Here is an 18259-nt window from a genome sequence, read left to right on the forward strand (position 1 = left end):
GAGGTGCAAGACCTGTGGGAGCGGGCTTGACCCGCGATGAGTCCACTAGATGGACAGATTCAGCACCCGCTCGCCCTGGGTATTCCCCGCAGGCTGCCTGCGATTCACCGCCAGCTCGCCCATCTTGATCAACCGGGTACGGGTGACGTTGCGACTCAGCCCGAGCAGGTTCGCCGTATGCACCTGGTTGTAATGACTGAACCGATACGCCGCCCGCAACAGCGCATCCTCGACCTTCTCGTGCAAGGCGCCGCCGGGCTGCTCGAAGAGTTTCTGGAAGGCCCGCTCCAGCAGCCCCTCAGCCGAGTCATCACTGCCGGGGCTGTCGTCGGCGCGTTCGATGCGCATGTTCGACAGGCGCAGGTCCTCCTGGCGGATCACGCCGTCGCGGCAGATCAACAAGGTGTGATGGATGACGTTTTCCAGCTCGCGAATATTGCCCGGCCAGCCATAGCCGCGCAGCTTGGCTTCGGCCTCGCTGCTGAGGCTGACCTCGCCATAGCCCAGGCGCTGGCTGTAGGCCTGGATGAAGTGGCGGGTCAACGGCAGGATGTCGCCCGGGCGTTCGCGCAGCGGCACCAGCTCCAGGCTGACCACGTCGAGACGGTAGTACAGGTCTTCGCGAAAATGCCCGGCGTTGATGGCTTTTTCCAGCTGCACGTTGGTCGCCGCCAGCACCCGCACATCGATGGGGATGCTCTTGCGCGAGCCCAGGCGCACCACTTCGCGCTCTTGCAACACGCGCAGCAGCTTGACCTGGATCGGCATCGGCAAGTCGCCGATCTCGTCGAGGAACAGGGTGCCGCCGTTGGCTTCTTCGAACCAGCCGGCCTTGGAGCTGAGGGCGCCGGTGAATGCGCCTTTTTCGTGACCGAACAGCTCGGCCTCGACCAGCGATTCGGAAAACGCCCCGCAGTTTACCGCCACGAAAGGCTTGTCGCGCCGGCCGCTCAAGTTGTGGATGTGGCGGGCCACCAGCTCTTTGCCGGTGCCGGTTTCGCCGATGATCAGTACGCTGGCTTCACTCGGCGCAACCCGCTGCAGGTGCGTCAGCAAGGCCCGCGACTTGGGGTCTTCAAACACTTGCGCAGTGGCGCGGATCGAGGTGGCCAGGGCCGGGGAGGGCGGTAGGGTCAACAATTGCATGGCGGTCACACTATGAGTAGAAGGTCGGAGTCGGCAATTGCCCACGCAGGGCCCATTCACCGAGTTCGTGCAGCTTGTAGTCGAGCGGGTCGTGCAGGCTCTGGGTGCGCAGGTTGCGCCAGTGCCGGTCGAGGCCCACCGAGGCCTGGGTGGCGCGGGCACCGGTGACTTCAAACACCTTGCTGCAAATCTCCAGGCCATCACGGCTGGCGGCAACCTTGGCGGTGGCAATGGTTACGGCCAGGCGCCCGCGTTGTTCGGCACTCAACGCCGCGCCCCTGCCCCAGGCCTGGTCCAGCTCGAGGGCGGCCTGCTCGACCAACAAACGTGCGCCCTGCAGGCGCACCCAGAAGTCGCCGAAATGGTTGAGCACGTAAGGGTCGGCGCTGCTCTGCTCGGCGGGTGACTTGAACCATGGCCGCGATTCGCGCAAGGCGTAATGCCGGGCCTCGTCGAAGGCGCCTTCGGCGATGCCAAGGAAGATATTGGCGAAATGCAGCTGGGCAATCAGCGGCCGCAGACAGGCGAACGGCGTGCTCAAGGGGCCGGGCTCGAGCAGCAGGTCGCTTTCTTCCACCCGGACCCGTTCGAAGGTGGCGCTGCCACTGTCGGTCTGGCGCTGACCCATGTTGTGCCAGTCGTTGTGCAGGGTGATACCGGTGCGGCCGCTGGGAATCGCCGCGATCAACAGCTTGCCTCCCGCGCTTTCGTCCACCGCCGAGGCGATGAGCATTTCCGAATCGCTGGCGCCGGAGCAGAAGCTCTTTTTGCCGGAGAATTCACGAAAGCTGCCGCGGTCCTTGACCACCGTGCGGGTGTCCAGCGGGTTGAGGGCGTTGCCCCAGAACCAGCTCTTGCGCGCGGTCAGTTCGAACCACGGCTGCCACTGCGCCGGGGTGGCAAACAGACGCACGGTGGCGAGCATCAGGTGATGAAAGCCGAACACGTGGGCCAGCGAGCTGTCGACACGGGCGAATTCACGGACCACGTCGAAGGTTTGCGTCCAGCTGGCGCCCAGCCCGCCGAAGTCGCGGGGGATGCTCAAGGCCAGCAGGCCGCTGTTGCGGATGGCATCGCGCTCGGCCTTGGGCGTGCCGCCCTGGCGGTCGCGCTCGACTGCGGTGCGGGCGAACTCACTGGCCAGTTCCCGCGCGATTTGCAGAGGGGTCGATGGAGTGCTGTGCAAAGGTGGCGCTCACTTGCTCTATGAGGGTGGCACCGATGCTAAAGGATCTAAAAAACTGAAAATAAATAACTTATGGATCTTTCTATATGACGATTTTTATATTTCTTTTTGTTCTATATTCGTAAGTATTTATTCTTTTTAATTTTATCTGCCCAGGCGCACTCTGCACCTCAAGCACTGCGCGGCAGTGCACCCCAGGACGAGGAAGCAGCGCATGACCATCAAGGCGATCAACGTACGCAATCAGTTCAAAGGCACGGTCAAGGAGATCATCGAAGGCCCGGTGGTCTCGGAAATCGATGTGCAGACCTCCGCTGGCATCGTCACCTCGGTGATCACCACCCGCTCGGTGCACGAGCTGGAACTGCGGGTCGGCAGTGAAGTGATTGCCTTCGTCAAATCCACCGAGGTATCGATCGCCAAGCTATGAAGGGCAGGAACAAAAACAGGCCGAGCCCCGGCGACGGGGTTCGGCCTTTTTGTTTCAGGAATGGCTGCTTTGCGGCAGGATCATCTGCGCCGGGGCATCGGCGGCCTTGCGCCGTGCGACCAGGTAATACAGCACGCTCGGTACCACCAGGCCGATGATCCACGACAGGTCGACGCCGCCCAGGTGGGCAACCATGGGGCCGGTGTAGAGCTTGGTGGAAATGAACGGCATCTGCACCAGCACGCCAATGGTGTAGACGATGATGCCGGGCATGTTCCAGCGCCCGTAGCGGCCGTTGGGATTACCCAGTGCCGGCACGTCGTAGCGCTCCTTGGTGATGAAGTAGTAGTCCACCAGGTTGACCGCACTCCAGGGCACGAAGAAAGTCAGCAGGAACAGGATGAACGACTTGAACGCAGCCAGGAACGAATGCTGGCCGAGCAGGGCGATCAGGGTCGAGGCACCGACAATGGCCAGGACGAAGAACAGGCGCTGGCGCCGGGTCACTTCGATGTGCCCGCGAAAGCCACTGATGATGGTGGCGATGCACATGAAGCTGCCGTAGGAGTTGAGAGTGGAGATGGTCACCTTGCCGAAGGCGATGCTGAAGTACAGCAGCGCGGCGGTGGCGCCGGTACCGCCCAGGCCAACGATGTAGGCCACTTCACGGCCGGAGAACTGGCCGTTGGCAATCGCTGCGGCAAACACCCCGAGCACCATCGACGCCTGGGCGCCGACCACCGAGCCCAGGCCCGCGGCGAGGAAGGTCTTGACCGATGAGGTGTTGCTCGGCAGGTAGCGCGAGTAGTCGGCGACATACGGGCCGAAGGAAATTTGCCAGGACGCCGACAGCGACACTGCGAGCAGGAACGAGGCCCAGGTGAAGTGGCGGTTCTCCAGCAACTGGCTGATGTCGCTGATGACCATGATGCGGCTGAACAGGTAGACGAAGGCGATGATCCCCAGCACGCTGGCGACCCGGCCGATCCAGTGGATCATGCGGTAGCCGAACACCGTGGCGAGGACGATGACCCCGGCGAAGATCAGGATGCCGGCGCTGTCACTGACACTCAGCAACTGGCCGATGGCCTGGCCCGAAAGCACTGTGCCGGTGGCGGTGAAGCCCAGGTACATCAGGCACACCAGGGCAATCGGGATGGCCGCGCCATACACACCGAACTGCACGCGGCTGGAGATCATCTGCGGCAGGCCGAGTTTCGGCCCCTGGGCGGCGTGCAGGGCCATGACCGCGCCACCGACCAGTTGGCCGAGCAGCAGGCCGATCAGCGACCAGAACACATCGCCACCAAGCACCACGGCCAGGGCCCCGGTGACGATTGCGGTGATTTGCAGGTTGGCGCCCAGCCACAGGGTGAACTGGCTGTAGAGGCGTCCGTGTCGTTCGTTTTCCGGGATGTAGTCGATCGAGCGCCGCTCGATCAGGGGCTTGCTGCGCGAGGCATTGGCCTGGGTCATTGCTCGGGATCTCCGCCTATTGTTGTGTTGTCGCGGTCGGGTCGCCAGCCGAACGCAGGTGGGCGACTGAAACAGATATGAGCATGTATATACAAATACAGTCAAGTGAAGGTGTCGACTTTGCTGCACCCATCCGTCGCGATGGATGAAGGTGATCAATTCAGTGGTCGGGGCAGGGCTTCGCAAGCCTGCGTCGGCAAAGCATGACCGCCGACAATGTTTTACCTGAGCAGGGTGGTTAGCGTTCTGTGGGTTGTGCATTGGCAGGCACGGCTCTAATATCCAAGTGTTTTCTTGTGTTATTGCGCTCAACCACCACGGACGTTCAAATGGATTTGCACACTTCCCTCTGGCTGTTCCAGGCCGTTCAGGCTATTGGCCTGAGCCTCTGGCTCGGCATCGCGGTACTCAACAACCTGCAGGCGTTTCGCGCTTCCCTCGGCGCGGTTGGCGCGACCATGGCCATGGCGCCGTTACGCCAGGCACCGGCCATCGATATTCCGCTGTTGTCCCGGGCCCTGCACGCCACTGCTGCCCACCGCATCGCCTTGCTGGTGGTGCTGGTACTGCAGGTGGTCGCGGCGGTCGCGGCCCTGATCGGCACCTACGTCCTGTTGATCGGTACCGGGCTCGAGCCAGCGCGGCCCTGGCTGAACCTGGCCCTGAGCGCGTTTCTCGGTTTTTCCTTCGCCATGCTCCTGGGCGGGTTGTGGTTCGGCTACTGGATTCGCCAGGAAGGCTTGCAACTGACCCATCTGGTACTGGTGCTCTGGGCCCTGCTGGCCTTCGTGGTGTTCAACGTGCAGTGGGCCTGAGGCCAGCCTCACAGGGAGTGATGGATGAACAGGAAGAACCTCGCGCTCGGCACCGTACTGGTGGGCGCAGCAATAGCGTTGCTGGTGGTCTGGCAACAACCGCATGGCGCACAGGCTTCGGCGCCGCCGGCCAGGTCGCTTATCAAGGTGGCATTGGGCACGGTGCAGCGTGGCCCGGCCAACGGTTTTTTCGCCGGGGTCGGCGAGCTTGAGGCGGCGCGCCAGGTGCTGGTCTCGGCTGAGATCGGCGGGCGGGTGACGCGGATCAACTTCGTCTCCGGGCAAAAGGTGCGCCGTGGCGATGTGCTGATCACCCTCAACGACGCCCCCGAGCAGGCCGAACGCATTCGCCTGCAGGCGCAGTTGCACAATGCGCAGATCAACCACCGCCGGGTCCGTGAGCTGGTGGCGGAAAACGCCGCCACCCAGGAGCAGCTCGACAACGCCCTGGCCGCCCGCGACATGGCCAGCGGCGAACTGGCGCACACCGAGGCGGTAATCGCGCAGAAGACCATCCGCGCGCCCTTCGACGGCGTGCTGGGCATTCGCAAAGTCAACGAAGGCCAGTACCTGAATGTCGGCGATGCCATCGTCAGCCTGATCGACACCCGTACCTTGTATGTGAACTTCTCCCTCGACGAGCAACTGAGCATCCACCTCAAGCCCGGGCAGCCGGTCGAGGTGCTGCTCGATGCCTATCCCGAGCGAACATTCCCGGCGCGCATCACCGCCATTGACCCATTGATCGGCCGTTCGCGCACGGTGCAGGTGCAGGCCACCCTGGACAACGCCGATGCGCTGCTCAAGGCCGGCATGTATGCCAGCGTCAAGGTCGCCGACCCGCAGGTGGCCGAGATCCTCAGCGTGCCGGAAACCGCCGTGACCTACACCGCCTATGGCGACACGGTGTTCCTCGCCCGCCATGACGAACAGCAACAGGCGCTGGTGGTGCAACGGGTGCCGGTGAAGATCGGCGAGCGCCAGGACGGCCGGGTGATCATCCTCGAAGGGCTGGACGAGGCCGACCAGGTGGTGACCTCCGGCCAGCTCAAGCTCAGTGACGGGGTAGCGGTGGAAGCCACCGCAGACACCCTGCAAGCCCCGGCGCTGTCCGGCTCCTGACCGATCGCCCAGAGACCTTCCGATGAAATTCACCGATCTGTTCGTGCGTCGGCCGGTGCTGGCGCTGGTGGTCAGCATCCTTATCCTGCTGCTGGGCATCCTCTCCCTGCGCCAGTTGCCGATCCGCCAATACCCGATGCTGGAAAGTTCCACCATCACCGTCACCACCGAATACCCCGGCGCCTCGGCCGAGCTGATGCAGGGCTTCGTCACCCAGCCGATCGCCCAGGCGGTGTCGTCGGTCGAGGGCATCGACTACCTGTCGTCGTCCTCGGTGCAGGGCCGCAGCCTGGTCACCGTACGCATGGAGCTCAACCGCGATTCGACCCAGGCGCTGACCGAAGTCATGGCCAAGGTCAACCAGGTGCGCTTTCGCCTGCCCGAGCAGGCCTATGACCCGGTGATCGAACGCTCGTCCGGCGAGTCGACGGCGGTGGCCTATATCGGCTTTGCCAGCAACAGCCTGTCGACTCCGGCGATGACCGACTACCTGGCGCGGGTGGTCGAGCCGATCCTGACCACCATCGATGGTGTGGCCAAGGTTCAGGTGTTTGGTGGCCAGACCCTGTCGATGCGTCTGTGGATCGACCCGGCGCGCCTGGCTGCACGCGGCCTGACGGCTGCGGATGTCGCCGAGGCAGTCAGGCGCAACAACTACCAGGCAGCGCCCGGCAAGGTCAAAGGCCAGTTCGTGGTTTCCAACATTCGGGTCAACACCGACCTGACCAGCGTCGGCGAATTTCGCGAGCTGGTGATCCGCAACGACGGCAATGGCCTGGTGCGCATCAAGGATGTCGGCACCGTCGAGCTGGGCGCCGCCTCGGTGGAAACCAGCGCCTCCATGGATGGCGTGCGCGCCGTGCACCTGGGCCTGTTTCCGACCCCCGGCGGCAACCCGCTGGTGATCGTCGACGGTATCCGCAAGGTGCTGCCGGACATCCGCAAGACCCTGCCGCCGGACGTCAAGGCCGAGCTGGCGTTCGAGACCGCGCGCTTCATCCAGGCGTCCATCGACGAGGTGACCAAGACCCTGCTCGAAGCGCTGCTGATCGTGGTGATCGTCATCTACCTGTGCCTGGGTTCGCTGCGTACGGTGCTGATTCCGGTGGTGACCATTCCGCTGTCGATGCTTGGCGCGGCGGCGCTGATGCTGATGTTCGGCTTCAGCCTCAACTTGTTGACCTTGCTGGCCATGGTCCTGGCCGTTGGCCTGGTGGTGGACGATGCCATCGTCGTGGTGGAGAACGTCCACCGCCATATCGAGGAGGGTAAGACTCCGGTGGCCGCTGCCCTGGTGGGGGCGCGGGAAGTGGCCGGGCCGGTGATTGCCATGACCATCACCCTGGCTGCGGTGTACGCGCCGATCGGCATGATGGGCGGGTTGACCGGCGCGCTGTTTCGCGAGTTTGCCCTGACCCTGGCCGGGGCGGTGGTGGTCTCCGGGGTGGTGGCCCTGACCCTGTCGCCTGTGATGAGCTCGTTCCTGTTGCAGTCCAAACAGTCGGAAGGGCGCATGGCCCATGCCGCCAACCGCTTCTTCGACGCCCTGGCAACGCGCTACAGCCGGGCGCTGGAGTTCTCCCTGGCACGGCGCTGGCTGAGCGTGGGTTTTGCCTTGCTGGTGCTGCTCAGCTTGCCCTGGCTGTACGGCTTGCCGCAGCGCGAATTGGCACCGACCGAAGACCAGGCCGGGCTGCTGACCGCGATCAAGGCGCCGCAGCACGCCAACCTCGAGTACGTCGAGCGCTTTGCCGACAAGCTCGACCAGGTCTACAACCGCCTGCCGGAAACTGTCAGCACCTGGATCATCAACGGCAGCGACGGCCTGGCCTCGGGCATCGGCGGCATCAACCTGTCGTTGTGGGACGAACGGGAGCGTACCGCTGCGCAGATCCAGGTCGACTTGCAGGCGGCGGTCAACGATGTCGAAGGCACCAGCATCTTCGCCTTCCAGCTGCCGGCCTTGCCGGGTTCCACCGGTGGCTTGCCGGTGCAACTGGTGCTGCGCAGTTCCCAGGATTATCAGGTGCTGTACCAGACCATGGAGGAGATCAAGCAGAAGGCCCGAGACAGTGGTCTGTTCGCTGTGGTCGACAGCGACCTGGACTACAACAACCCGGTGGTCCAGGTGCGGGTCGACCGGGCCAAGGCCAATAGCATGGGCATTCGCATGCAGGACATCGGCGAGTCGCTGGCGGTGCTGGTGGGGGAGAACTACTTGAACCGCTTCGGCCTGGAAGGGCGCTCCTACGACGTGATCGCACAGAGCCCGCGCAGCCAGCGCCTGACCGCGCAAACCCTGACCCGCCAGTACGTGCGCAGCGAAGACGGCACCCTGGTGCCGCTGTCGACGGTGGTGCAGGTGTCCGAGCAGGTCGAGCCGAACAAACTGACCCAGTTCAACCAGCAGAACGCCGCGACCTTTCAGGGCATTCCAGCGGCCGGGGTGACCCTGGGCGATGCGGTAGCGTTTCTCGACCAGGTGGCGGCGTCATTGCCGGCCGGCTTCAGCTATGACTGGCAGTCCGATGCGCGTCAGTACACCCAGGAGGGCAGTGCGCTGATGCTGGCATTCCTGGCGGCGGTGATCGTCATCTACCTGGTGCTGGCGGCGCAGTACGAAAGCCTGATCGACCCGCTGATCATCCTCATCACCGTGCCGCTGTCGATCAGTGGTGCGCTGATTCCACTGGCACTGGGCTATGCGACGGTGAACATCTACACCCAGATCGGCCTGGTGACCCTGATTGGCCTGATCAGCAAGCACGGCATCCTCATGGTTGAATTCGCCAACACCCTGCAGGAAGAAGAGCAGCTTGACCGTGCTGCGGCGATCAGCAAGGCGGCGCAGATTCGGTTGCGGCCGATCCTGATGACCACTGCGGCCATGGTGGTAGGCCTGATCCCCTTGCTGTTCGCCTCCGGCGCCGGGGCCAACAGCCGTTTCGGCCTGGGCCTGGTGATTGTCTGCGGCATGTTGATCGGCACCCTGTTCACCCTGTTCGTGCTGCCCACGGTGTACAGCCTGTTGGCGCGCAAACACTCGGTGGCTGCGCGCACGCCGCGTGCGGTGTCCCTGGCTGATGCGCTGAGGAGCGAAGGATGAACAGAGCGAACCTGGCCCTGGCCTGTGTGCTTTCGAGCCTGGCAGTGGCGGGCTGCAAGGTCGGCCCCGACTATGAAAAGGCAACCCCTGCGCCAATCCCCTTGAGCACGCCGCAACAGCAGCAGTTTGCCGCGGGTGCGCAGTTGCCGGCGCAGTGGTGGTCGTTTTTCGATGACCCGCAACTCGATCACCTGGTCGACACCGCGCTCAAGCACAACCACGACATCCGCCAGGCCCAGGCCAACCTGCTGGCGGCGCGGGCGCTGTTCGATGACCGGCGCCTGGACCAATATCCAGGGGTGACCGCGCGCACCGGCTTCAGCCAGAGCCTTGAGCAACAGCAACTGGCCGATGGCAGCGAGCCGCAGCGCATGTTCTCGCGCAGCTATCGCGCAGGTTTTGACGTGCAGTGGGAGATCGACCTGTTCGGCCGTTTGCAGCGCCTGACCGCTGCGGCTGAGGCACGCTCGGAGGCGGCGCGGGCGGACCTTGAGCAGATGCGCCTGAGCATCGCCGCCGAAGTCGCCCGGGCCTATTACCAGCAACAGGGTTTGCGCCGCAGCCTTGAAGTGGCGCAGGCCCAGGTCGAGGCCTGGCGCGAAACCCTGAAACTCACCAGTGCCCAGGTGCGTGCCGGCAGCGGCCAGTACGAGGACGAGCAAAGTGCCCATGCCAACCTGCTGCTCAGCGAAGCGGCGGTGCCACCGTTGCAGGCATCGATCCAGGAGGCCGGGTACCGCCTGGATGTACTCACCGGACGTGCGCCCAGCCTTGCCCAAGAGCCTGCGCAAGCACGGTTTTTGCCACCGCTGGCGCGGCAACTGCCTTTGGGCGACGTCAACGCGCTGATCAGCAATCGCCCGGATGTCGCCAGTGCCGAACGGCAACTGGCGGCCAGCAGCGAAGACGTCGGCGTGGCCACCGCCGAGCTGTACCCGCGCCTGGACCTGGGCGGCTTCATCGGCTTCTTTGCTTTGCGCAGCGGCGACCTGGGCAGCGCGGCGCGGGCCTACGAACTGGCGCCAACGGTGACCTGGCCGGCGTTCCGTTTGGGCAATGCCAAAGCCCGTTTGCGAGCTGCCGAGGCGCAATCGCAAGGAGCGCAGGCGCGCTATGAGCAGTCACTGTTGCTGGCCCGCGAAGAAGTGGAAAACGCCGTCACTCGCCTGGCCCGCAACCAGACCCGCCTCGGCGCGCTGATGCAGTCGGCGGCCCATGGCGCTGATGCCATCGACATCGCCTCCAAGCGCTATCGGCGCGGGGCGGGTACCTACATGGCCGTGCTGGAAAACCAGCGCGCGTTCTTCTTGATCAAGCGTGAAGTGGCGGAGGCGGAGACCGCTTCGTACCTGAATGCGATTGCCTTGTACAAGGCGTTGGGCTGGGGCAGTGGTGGGGTGCAGTGATCGGCTCATCGCGGGTCCGGCGTACAGAGATCGATTGTGGGAGCTGGTTTGCCAGCGATGAGGCCGGCCCAGTCAGCACTTCAGTGTTGCCTGGATTACGACCGCTGCGCGCTCGATCGCCGGCAAGGCCAGTTCCCACAAGTCCGGCGTACGCAGATCTACTGTGGGAGCTGGCTTGCCAGCGATGAGGCCGGTCCAGCCAGCACATCAGGTGGTGTCTGGATTACGACCGCTGCGCGCTCGATCGCCGGCAAGGCCAGCTCCCACAAGTCCGGCGTACAGAGATCCACTGTGGGAGCGGGCTTGCCAGCGATGAGGCCGGTCCAGCCAGCACATCACGTGGTGTCTGGATTACGACCGCTGCGCGCTCAATCGCTGGCAAGGCCAGCTCCCACAAGTCCGGCGTACAGAGATCCACTGTGGGAGCGGGCTTGACCCGCGATGAGACCGTTCAGTCCGCCGCCAACCCGTTGGCCAGCAACTGCGCTTTGAGCTGCGGCCGATAATTGCGCGCATAGCAACGGCCGATACTGCCTGACCAATTCTGCCCCTCAACCCGCCCGGCAACTTGCCAATGCTCCATCAGCGCAGCATCGTATGCCTCGATCGCCGCCGGCAACGCTTGGGCGTCATAGCGCTCGTCATGACGAAACGAAGCCAAGGGCAAACGCGGTTTTTGCAGCGCCGGCTGTTGCACGTAACCCAGCGCAACCCCGCACAGGGCAAAGGATTTTTCCGGCAAGCCAAGCAGCTCGATCATGCCGCTGGCGTTGGCGCGAATGCCGCCCACCGGCACCACGCCCAAACCCAGCGAGCGCGCCGCGGTCATCAGCATCGAGAGGATGATGCCGCCATCGGTGCAGGCGGCAATCATGCCTTCCAGGTGTTGGTGGATGCACTGCTGGTCACCGCTCAGGCGCGCTGCCAGTTCGGTCTTGTAGAAGTCCACTACCAAGGTGATGAACACCGGCGCCGCGGCAATCCACGGTTGCCCACCGGCAAGCTCGGCGATTTGCCGGCGGCGCTCGGCATCGCGCACCACCACCGCGGAAATATGCTGAGCATTGAACGAAGTCGGCGCCTGGTGGGCCGCCTGGAGGATGGCGTCAAGCAGGTCGTCGCTGATCGGTCTGCTGTGGAAACTGCGCTCGCTGCGGTGGCTGGCGAGCAGCTCGATGGTCGGGTTCATGTGCGCCTCATTCCTTAAGGACTTAGGGGGTTACTGCGCGGGCGCCGTCCTCGGCGAAACCCGGTACACGCAGCGTCGGTCACCTGATATCAGATGTTCGCAGCGCTCGACAAGCGCCTGCTCGCCAAACACCGACTGGAAGATCTGCAACTCTGAGCGGCAAAACCCCTGGCAGCGTGATGCCGCCACACAAATAGGGCAGTGGTTTTCGATGATCAGCCAGCCGTTGTCGCTCTCGACCATTTCCGCCATGTAGCCGGCGCGTTCGCGCAGCTGCACCAGGATCCGCACCTTGTCTTCGATCGTTTCGGCCAGACTGCAGGCCTGCAGGTATTCGCTGCGGTTGGCGGTTTCCATGCGGGTGATGAGTTGGTCGACGCCTTCATGGCCGAACACCTGTTCGACCGTCTCGATCAGTTGCAGGGTCAGCACGCTGTGGGAGTCGGGGAAGCGCCGCTGCGCGGCTTCGGTCAGGGTCCACTTCTGCGAAGGACGGCCAGCGCCCTTGGCCGGTGCACTGATGCCAGTGATCAGCTCGGCGCTCTGCAGCTTCTGGATCTGCTGGCGCGCGGCTTCAAAGGTGATGTCCAGCAAGCTGGCAAGGTCGGTGGTTTTCAGCGCGCCACGGGTCTTGAGCAAAAACAGGATGCGGTCGGCGGTGGAGCTGGCGTCGGCGGCGGGTGCAGTCATCGTGTGCAAATAACCCTGCGAATAGGCGTTAACGGTCGACCTGTGGCGCCATCCATTGCGCAGGTAACGAGCTTGAGCATAGCCAGTTTTAGCATTGCGATGGTTATTTGTAAAAGGTATCAGCAGTAAAGTTTAAAGCTCGAAAAAATATAAAAGATCGAATTTGTGTTTTTCCAGCCAGCGACTAGGATCATTTCTTAGTTTTGCGCCTGTGGCCGCAGTGAGCACCGCCAACAGCCAGAACCTTGCCGTGCACGGCAGGCCATCGGCCTGGAACATGCAGGAAATGAAACTCAACAGGGAAGTGAGTGTATGAATGCGCAAAAACCGGTGACCATCTATGAACACGCCGAGGAAACCAATGCCCTCAATGGTGTGTTCGACCTGGTGAAACTCTCCGATCAGTACCGCCAGTCGGCCATCCTCCATGCGGCGGTGGCGCACCAGGTGTTCGACCACACCCGCACGCCGGTCAAGGCCGAGGCCGTGAGCCTGGCGCTGGGCTGGGTGGCCAACAAGGGCAAGATCTTCCTCAATGCCCTGGTCGCCATGGGCCTGCTGCAAAAAACCGACAACGGTTTCGTCAACCAGCCGTTGAGCGAGCGCTTCCTGGTCAGCAGCAGTGCTGAATTCATCGGCCCGATCATTGCTCACCAGCGCCTGCAATGGCAGAACTGGCCGCGCCTGGGCGAGATTCTCAGCACCACCCGGTCACTGGACTTTCAGCAGGAAAACCGCTTCAAGCATGACATCGCCGCCCGCGATGCCTTTAACGATGCCATGGTCCGCTTCAGCCAGCCAATGGTCGATGTACTGCGTGAGCTGTCAGTCTTTGACCAGGCGAAGACGGTCATCGACCTGGCTGGCGGCCACGGTACCTACATCGCCGAGATCGCCCGCCGCCACCCGCAGGTCAGCGGCGAAATCTGGGACCTGGGCGCCACCCGCCAGGCGGCCGAGAGCACCATTGGCAAGTACCAGCTCGAGCAGCGCCTGAGCTTCAAGGAGCGCAACCTGCTCGACCTTGCTCGTTACCAGGACGCGCGCGCCGACGTGGTGATGCTCAACGACTGCCTGCATTACTTCACCCGTGAACAGACCACCACGCTGATCAAGGGCGCCAGCCGGTTGCTCGAACACCACGGCGCCTTGCTGATCCTCAGCATGACCCTGGACGAGGACGAGATTCACCCGGCGCTGTCGGCTGACTTCTCCCTGCACATGATGGTCAACACCGTGAATGGCGAGCTGCACCCGACCCGCTGGCTGGCAAAACAGCTGCAGGATCAGGGCCTGAGCGTCGACCAGGAGCCGATCGGTCGCTACACCCTGCTGGTCGGGCGGAGGGTCAACTGATGCTCAAGTTCATTCTGCTGCACGGGGCCAATCCTGACGCCCGTGCGCTGACCCTGATCGGTGAGCTGGGCCAGGTGGCCAGCGCCGCCGGTTTCGAATTGCACGCTACCGCGCAACTGTCCCGCCAGGGCGAGGCCGATGGCCTGATCGTGCTGCTGGCAAGTGATCAGCAAGCGGCGCTGGCGGCCCAGCTCAAGGCAGCCGAAGCCCTCTATCGCAATACGGCGGTGACCCTGGTGCGCCTGGCCGACAGCCAGGGCAGGGAGCCTGCTGCAGAGGCCATCAACCAGCAGCTGTCGCAGGCTGCGGCCTGCTTCGTCTACCCCTATGGCCTGACCCAGCTGGACAAGCCGCAGTCGAGCGAGGCGCTGAAAACCTGGCTGGCCGGGTACGCGAAGTTTACCGCTGCAGTAAAGATGTGGCGTGCCCTTGAAGGGGTGTCGATCGACGCCGCCGCGCTGGCCCGCCAGCAGCCGCAGCTCAATCACATCAACATCCTGGCCCGTGATCTGGAGGTTTCCCAGGCCTTCTACCGCAACATCTTCGGCGCGCGCTACTGCTACAACCTCGGCCCGCGCAAGGTGGTGATGGAGCTAAACGGCTTTGATTTCTTCATCGAGCAGAGCGCCGAGTTCAGCTACCCGCCGGGCTATCACATCGGCATTCGCGCCTTGCCCGAAGACGTCAAGCGCATCGCCGAGCGGGTCACCGCCAATGGCTCGATCAAGCTGGTCAAGGGCAACGGCCCGGCGCCGGGTTATCACCATGGCCCGGATAACGTGCGCAGCGCCGTGTACTTCGAAGACCCCGATGGCCTGGTGGTCGAAGTCTACAGCGCGGAAATCGAGATGATCGAAACCAATCGCCGGCTGCTGCTCGACCAGCTCTGAGGCTACCCCTGGGTACTACGTCGTGGGCCGAACCGGGTTCGGCCCCGTCGTGGGCGTCGTTACTCAAAACAAGGTGCAAGGATGAACAGTCTCAAGGATCGGCACTGGCCGCGGCTCCCCAGCCCGCTGCCCAAAGATGTTACCGACCGGGTGCTGATGGGCTACCCGGAACATTACCTGGAATACCCGCTGGTGGAGCAGGTGGGGCTGGCGATCAGCTCGATGCTCGATACACCGGTCGAACAATTGCTGGCGCTGCTTGAAAGCGCTGGCGCGCCGCTGTACCGGCGCATTGCCGCTGGCGAAGTGCTGGGCTTGCGCGGCGACCCGCGCATCGATGTGTTCAACCCGCAGATGATCGACATTCCCGCTGCGACCGTGCAGATCGGCCTGGACCCTGCAAGGGTCGGCCAGGTCATGGACGACTTCGAGGGCCTGGGCCTGGACCGTAGCTGGATCGAGAAGGAAACCCCGCTGCACAGCGTCGATCTGGACCGCTACCGCATCGCCCGCTTTGCCGTGACCAACAGCGAGTACCGGGAATTCTTGCTCGACACCGGCCACCCGGCGCTGCCCAGCAGCTGGGCCTTCGGCCGCTACCCGCTGCAGCGCGCCAACCACCCGGTGTACAGCGTCAGTGACACGGACGCCGATGCCTATGCGCAGTGGTTGAGCCAGCGCACCGGCCGACGCTTCAGCCTGCCCACCGAAGCCCAGTGGGAACATGCCGCGGCCGGGCCCCAGCGCCTGCAGTTTCCCTGGGGCGAGAGCTTCCACGCCGAATACGCCAACACCATCGAACTGGGTTACCTGGACAGCACCCCGGTGGGGGTATTTCCCCAGGGCGCCTCGGTGTTTGGTGCGCTGGACATGGCCGGTAACGTCGAGGAATACGTCGCCGATGACTATCGGCCGTACCCCGGTGGCCCGCAGATCAACGACGACCTGGTGCTGGATGTCGGTCGTCACCGTATCGCCCGTGGTGGCAGCTTCACGCGCTTTCGCGACCTGGCGCGCAACCCTCGGCGACATGGGCGCTACCCGCGACCGATCTATGTCATGGGCTTTCGCCTGGTAGAAAACAACAACTGAATCATCTGTCAATCGTGCGAGGTTTGATCATGAACAACGACGTTTCGCTGCACACCAAGGTGCCGATTTCCATTTTGGGCGGTTCGGTCGACGCTCACTTCTTCGGCTTCAAGGGCTTCGACAAGCACAACGAGCATTTTGCCGTCGGCATCAACCTGGACAAGGCCGAGGTGCCGCTGGTGCGGGTGCATTCCGAATGCATTACCGGCGATGTGTTCGGCTCCCAGCGCTGCGACTGCGGCCCGCAATTGCAGGAGGCCCTCAACACCCTGAACGTGCAGGGCGGCTACCTGATCTACCTGCGTCAGGAGGGCCGTGGTATCGGCCTGTACTCCAAGTTCGAGACGTACCTGCTGCAGGACCGTGGCCTGGACACCTATGAGGCCAATCTCGAACTCAACCATCCGGCGGATTCGCGCAGCTTCAGCCCCGCGGCGAAGATGCTCAAGGCCCTCAACGTGCACCGCTGCCGACTGCTCACCAACAACCCCGACAAGGTCCAGCAACTGCGTGATGGCGGCATCGACGTGGTCGACCAGGTGCCGACCGGGGTGTTCCTCACCCAGCACAACCGCAACTACCTGCTGTCGAAGGTGGCCAAGTCCAGCCACTCCATCAAGCTTTGATTGTTCTCTGAAGAAAAAAGGATTTTTCGATGAAACACATAGGCCCCATCAGCGGCATTGCCGCCCATGCAGCAGAGTTCGTGGCCACCGCCGGCTACGACAACCAGGTCATCCTGTGGAACGCCCGCACCGGTTTGCCGATCCATCGCGTGCACCATGATCACCTGGCCAACCAGTGTGCCTTCAGCGCCGACGGCAAGCACCTGGTCAGCGCCAGCAGCGACTACACCGCGCGGATCTGGGAAGTGCCGAGCATGCGCCTCAAGGCGGTGCTGTCCGGTCACCAGGACGACGTCGAGATGGCGGTGTTCTCGCCCGACGGCACGCTGGTTGCCACCTGTTCACGTGATCATGTGCTGCGCATTTTCGATTTGCAGGGCAACCTCAAGGGCAGTTTCCATGGCCACCAGGCCGACGTGATTTCGGTGGTCTGGTCGCCGGACGGCAAGCGCCTGATTTCCAGCAGCGACGATGGCACCGTGCGCCAGTGGGACACCGCCAGCTTCGCCCAGTGCGATGAGGTGGATATCGGCGGCGTCGAGACCGACACCATTGCCATCACCCGCAACGGCGTGGTGTTCGCCGGCGACGACGAGGGGCGCATCTCGATCATCGGCCAGGGCCAGGTGCGCAGCGTTGCCGCCCACGACGCCGGGATCAAGCGCATCGTCTGGAACGATGACAAGCAACTGTTGGTAACCCTCAGCTACGACCGTTCGGCAATTCTCTGGCGCTTCGATGCCCAGCACAACCTCAGCAAGCTGCGCAGCACCGCGCTGCCGAGCATCATCTGGCCGCGCAGCTGCGCCTTTGTTGGCGAAGAAGAACTGGTGTTCGCCACCTTCGGTTCACGCTACGCCACCTGGAACTACGAGCGTGACGAGTGGAGCGTCGACGGTATCCAGCCCGCGGTCAGCATCAACGCGGTGGTGACTGCCCAGGGCCAGCAGTACAGCATCGGCGATGCCGGCTTGCTGTTTCGCGACAACAAGCCGGTGACCGGGGTCGGCAGCCTGTGCAACTTCCTCCTGCCGTTCGGGCCGCTGCTGTTGACCGGCGGGCAGATGGGCCAGGTGTTCGATGCCCTCAGCGGACAGCTGTTGTACCAGCACCGCTCGCCCCTGAACTGCGGCACCACCTTTGAAAAGGATGGCGTGCCGCATGCGTTGATCGGCACCTACACCGGCGAAGGCCTGGTGTTCATCCTCGACGGTCGCGACGGCCTGAAGCTGGTGGCTTCGATCGCCATGCACGACAACGCCATCAAGGGCGTGGCCGCCAATGAGCGTTACCTGTTCAGCGTCTGCGCCTCGGCCGACGCCGCCTTGCACCGCATCGACGACTTTAGTTGCGCCCGCCACATCGACAACGCTCACGCGCGGATCTCCAACGGTTGCTGCCAGATCGAAGGCGGCTTTGCCAGCATCGGTCGTGACCTCAAGCTGCGTCTGTGGCTGGAGGGCGGTGATGAGGTCTACGATTCGCCGCACCAGCACTCGATCAAGTGCATCGGCGCCTCGGCCGATGGCGCGATCATCGCCACCGCCGCCTACAACGGCACCGTGGCGCTGTTCAACCTGGCCACGCGCAGCTGGCAGCCGCTGCAACGGCCAACCGCGAGCGGCATTTCCTGTATCACCCACAGCGGCCAGCAGCATGATTTTCTGGCCAGCTCCTATGACGGCAACATCTATGGCATCGCCGCCCGGCGTGCTTCCTGAGTGCGAGG

General features: G+C 63.5%; 15 protein-coding genes. 10 read left to right on the forward strand and 5 right to left on the reverse strand.

The genetic code is table 11. From position 1 onward, the window contains the following. Positions 1–45: 45 nt before the first annotated feature. Positions 46–1146, reverse strand: a complete 1101-nt coding sequence (locus tag LOY45_RS10245; RefSeq protein ID WP_258579077.1) for a sigma-54 interaction domain-containing protein — start codon at positions 1144–1146, stop codon at positions 46–48. A gap of 10 nt (positions 1147–1156) precedes the next feature. Further along, positions 1157–2332: an acyl-CoA dehydrogenase family protein gene (locus LOY45_RS10250; protein ID WP_115087485.1), complete on the reverse strand. Its 1176-nt coding sequence runs from the start codon at positions 2330–2332 to the stop codon at positions 1157–1159. A 214-nt stretch (positions 2333–2546) separates the two neighbouring features. Here LOY45_RS10250 and LOY45_RS10255 point away from each other — a divergent pair, with 214 nt between their 5' ends. Then, complete coding sequence (locus LOY45_RS10255) at positions 2547–2762, forward strand: TOBE domain-containing protein (RefSeq protein ID WP_010227092.1); 216 nt, start codon at positions 2547–2549, stop codon at positions 2760–2762. A gap of 54 nt (positions 2763–2816) precedes the next feature. Here the strand turns inward: LOY45_RS10255 and LOY45_RS10260 are convergent, their stop codons facing one another. After that, positions 2817–4238, reverse strand: a complete 1422-nt coding sequence (locus LOY45_RS10260) for a purine-cytosine permease family protein (RefSeq protein WP_258579078.1) — start codon at positions 4236–4238, stop codon at positions 2817–2819. A gap of 329 nt (positions 4239–4567) precedes the next feature. On the opposite strand from LOY45_RS10260, the gene LOY45_RS10265 reads away from it, so the two are divergent. Genes LOY45_RS10265 through LOY45_RS10280 form a run of 4 tightly spaced genes read left to right on the forward strand, consistent with a single transcriptional unit; the run spans position 4568 to position 10687 of the window. Further along, complete coding sequence (locus LOY45_RS10265) at positions 4568–5053, forward strand: DUF2165 family protein (RefSeq protein WP_134063206.1); 486 nt, start codon at positions 4568–4570, stop codon at positions 5051–5053. A gap of 24 nt (positions 5054–5077) precedes the next feature. Continuing rightward, complete coding sequence (locus tag LOY45_RS10270; RefSeq protein WP_115087482.1) at positions 5078–6175, forward strand: efflux RND transporter periplasmic adaptor subunit; 1098 nt, start codon at positions 5078–5080, stop codon at positions 6173–6175. Positions 6176–6197: 22 nt separating this feature from the next. After that, positions 6198–9281, forward strand: a complete 3084-nt coding sequence (locus tag LOY45_RS10275; protein WP_115087481.1) for a MexW/MexI family multidrug efflux RND transporter permease subunit — start codon at positions 6198–6200, stop codon at positions 9279–9281. Then, positions 9278–10687 carry an efflux transporter outer membrane subunit gene (locus LOY45_RS10280; RefSeq protein WP_258579079.1) on the forward strand — a complete coding sequence of 470 codons (1410 nt, stop codon included), beginning with the start codon at positions 9278–9280 and terminating at the stop codon, positions 10685–10687. The genes LOY45_RS10275 and LOY45_RS10280 overlap by 4 nt, the downstream gene beginning before the upstream one ends. 451 nt (positions 10688–11138) lie before the next feature. On the opposite strand, the gene LOY45_RS10285 is transcribed toward LOY45_RS10280, so the two are convergent. Beyond that, positions 11139–11876 (reverse strand): nitroreductase family protein, encoded by a 738-nt coding sequence (locus LOY45_RS10285; protein ID WP_115087479.1) that lies wholly within the window; start codon positions 11874–11876, stop codon positions 11139–11141. A 30-nt stretch (positions 11877–11906) separates the two neighbouring features. Further along, the gene (locus LOY45_RS10290) at positions 11907–12566 is read right to left on the reverse strand and encodes a helix-turn-helix transcriptional regulator (protein ID WP_233674323.1); all 660 of its coding nucleotides are present in this window, start codon (positions 12564–12566) and stop codon (positions 11907–11909) included. 312 nt (positions 12567–12878) lie between these two features. On the opposite strand from LOY45_RS10290, the gene LOY45_RS10295 reads away from it, so the two are divergent. From LOY45_RS10295 to LOY45_RS10315, 5 genes are all read left to right on the forward strand, one after another. Continuing rightward, positions 12879–13922 (forward strand): methyltransferase, encoded by a 1044-nt coding sequence (locus tag LOY45_RS10295; protein ID WP_258579080.1) that lies wholly within the window; start codon positions 12879–12881, stop codon positions 13920–13922. Next, positions 13922–14812 (forward strand): VOC family protein, encoded by an 891-nt coding sequence (locus tag LOY45_RS10300; protein ID WP_115087476.1) that lies wholly within the window; start codon positions 13922–13924, stop codon positions 14810–14812. The genes LOY45_RS10295 and LOY45_RS10300 overlap by 1 nt, the downstream gene beginning before the upstream one ends. Before the next feature lie 81 nt (positions 14813–14893). After that, a complete protein-coding gene (locus LOY45_RS10305; protein ID WP_115087475.1) occupies positions 14894–15904 on the forward strand; it encodes a formylglycine-generating enzyme family protein in 1011 nt (336 codons plus the stop codon). 29 nt (positions 15905–15933) lie between these two features. Further along, positions 15934–16530, forward strand: a complete 597-nt coding sequence (gene ribA / locus LOY45_RS10310) for a GTP cyclohydrolase II RibA (protein WP_258579081.1) — start codon at positions 15934–15936, stop codon at positions 16528–16530. A 29-nt stretch (positions 16531–16559) separates the two neighbouring features. Next, positions 16560–18251 carry a WD40 repeat domain-containing protein gene (locus LOY45_RS10315; RefSeq protein WP_258579082.1) on the forward strand — a complete coding sequence of 564 codons (1692 nt, stop codon included), beginning with the start codon at positions 16560–16562 and terminating at the stop codon, positions 18249–18251. Positions 18252–18259: the final 8 nt, after the last annotated feature.

This window comes from Pseudomonas wadenswilerensis, from assembly GCF_024749185.1.
Taxonomy (GTDB): domain Bacteria; phylum Pseudomonadota; class Gammaproteobacteria; order Pseudomonadales; family Pseudomonadaceae; genus Aquipseudomonas; species Aquipseudomonas wadenswilerensis.

Bases quoted from the DNA above. Each gene is read 5' to 3' on its own strand.
- LOY45_RS10245 (WP_258579077.1), bottom strand. From the start codon at position 1,146: ATGCAATTGTTGACCCTACCGCCCTCCCCGGCCCTGGCCACCTCGATC.
- LOY45_RS10255 (WP_010227092.1), top strand. From the start codon at position 2,547: ATGACCATCAAGGCGATCAACGTACGCAATCAGTTCAAAGGCACGGTC.
- LOY45_RS10260 (WP_258579078.1), bottom strand. From the start codon at position 4,238: ATGACCCAGGCCAATGCCTCGCGCAGCAAGCCCCTGATCGAGCGGCGC.
- LOY45_RS10265 (WP_134063206.1), top strand. From the start codon at position 4,568: ATGGATTTGCACACTTCCCTCTGGCTGTTCCAGGCCGTTCAGGCTATT.
- LOY45_RS10270 (WP_115087482.1), top strand. From the start codon at position 5,078: ATGAACAGGAAGAACCTCGCGCTCGGCACCGTACTGGTGGGCGCAGCA.
- LOY45_RS10275 (WP_115087481.1), top strand. From the start codon at position 6,198: ATGAAATTCACCGATCTGTTCGTGCGTCGGCCGGTGCTGGCGCTGGTG.
- LOY45_RS10280 (WP_258579079.1), top strand. From the start codon at position 9,278: ATGAACAGAGCGAACCTGGCCCTGGCCTGTGTGCTTTCGAGCCTGGCA.
- LOY45_RS10285 (WP_115087479.1), bottom strand. From the start codon at position 11,876: ATGAACCCGACCATCGAGCTGCTCGCCAGCCACCGCAGCGAGCGCAGT.
- LOY45_RS10290 (WP_233674323.1), bottom strand. From the start codon at position 12,566: ATGACTGCACCCGCCGCCGACGCCAGCTCCACCGCCGACCGCATCCTG.
- LOY45_RS10295 (WP_258579080.1), top strand. From the start codon at position 12,879: ATGAATGCGCAAAAACCGGTGACCATCTATGAACACGCCGAGGAAACC.
- LOY45_RS10300 (WP_115087476.1), top strand. From the start codon at position 13,922: ATGCTCAAGTTCATTCTGCTGCACGGGGCCAATCCTGACGCCCGTGCG.
- LOY45_RS10305 (WP_115087475.1), top strand. From the start codon at position 14,894: ATGAACAGTCTCAAGGATCGGCACTGGCCGCGGCTCCCCAGCCCGCTG.
- ribA (WP_258579081.1), top strand. From the start codon at position 15,934: ATGAACAACGACGTTTCGCTGCACACCAAGGTGCCGATTTCCATTTTG.
- LOY45_RS10315 (WP_258579082.1), top strand. From the start codon at position 16,560: ATGAAACACATAGGCCCCATCAGCGGCATTGCCGCCCATGCAGCAGAG.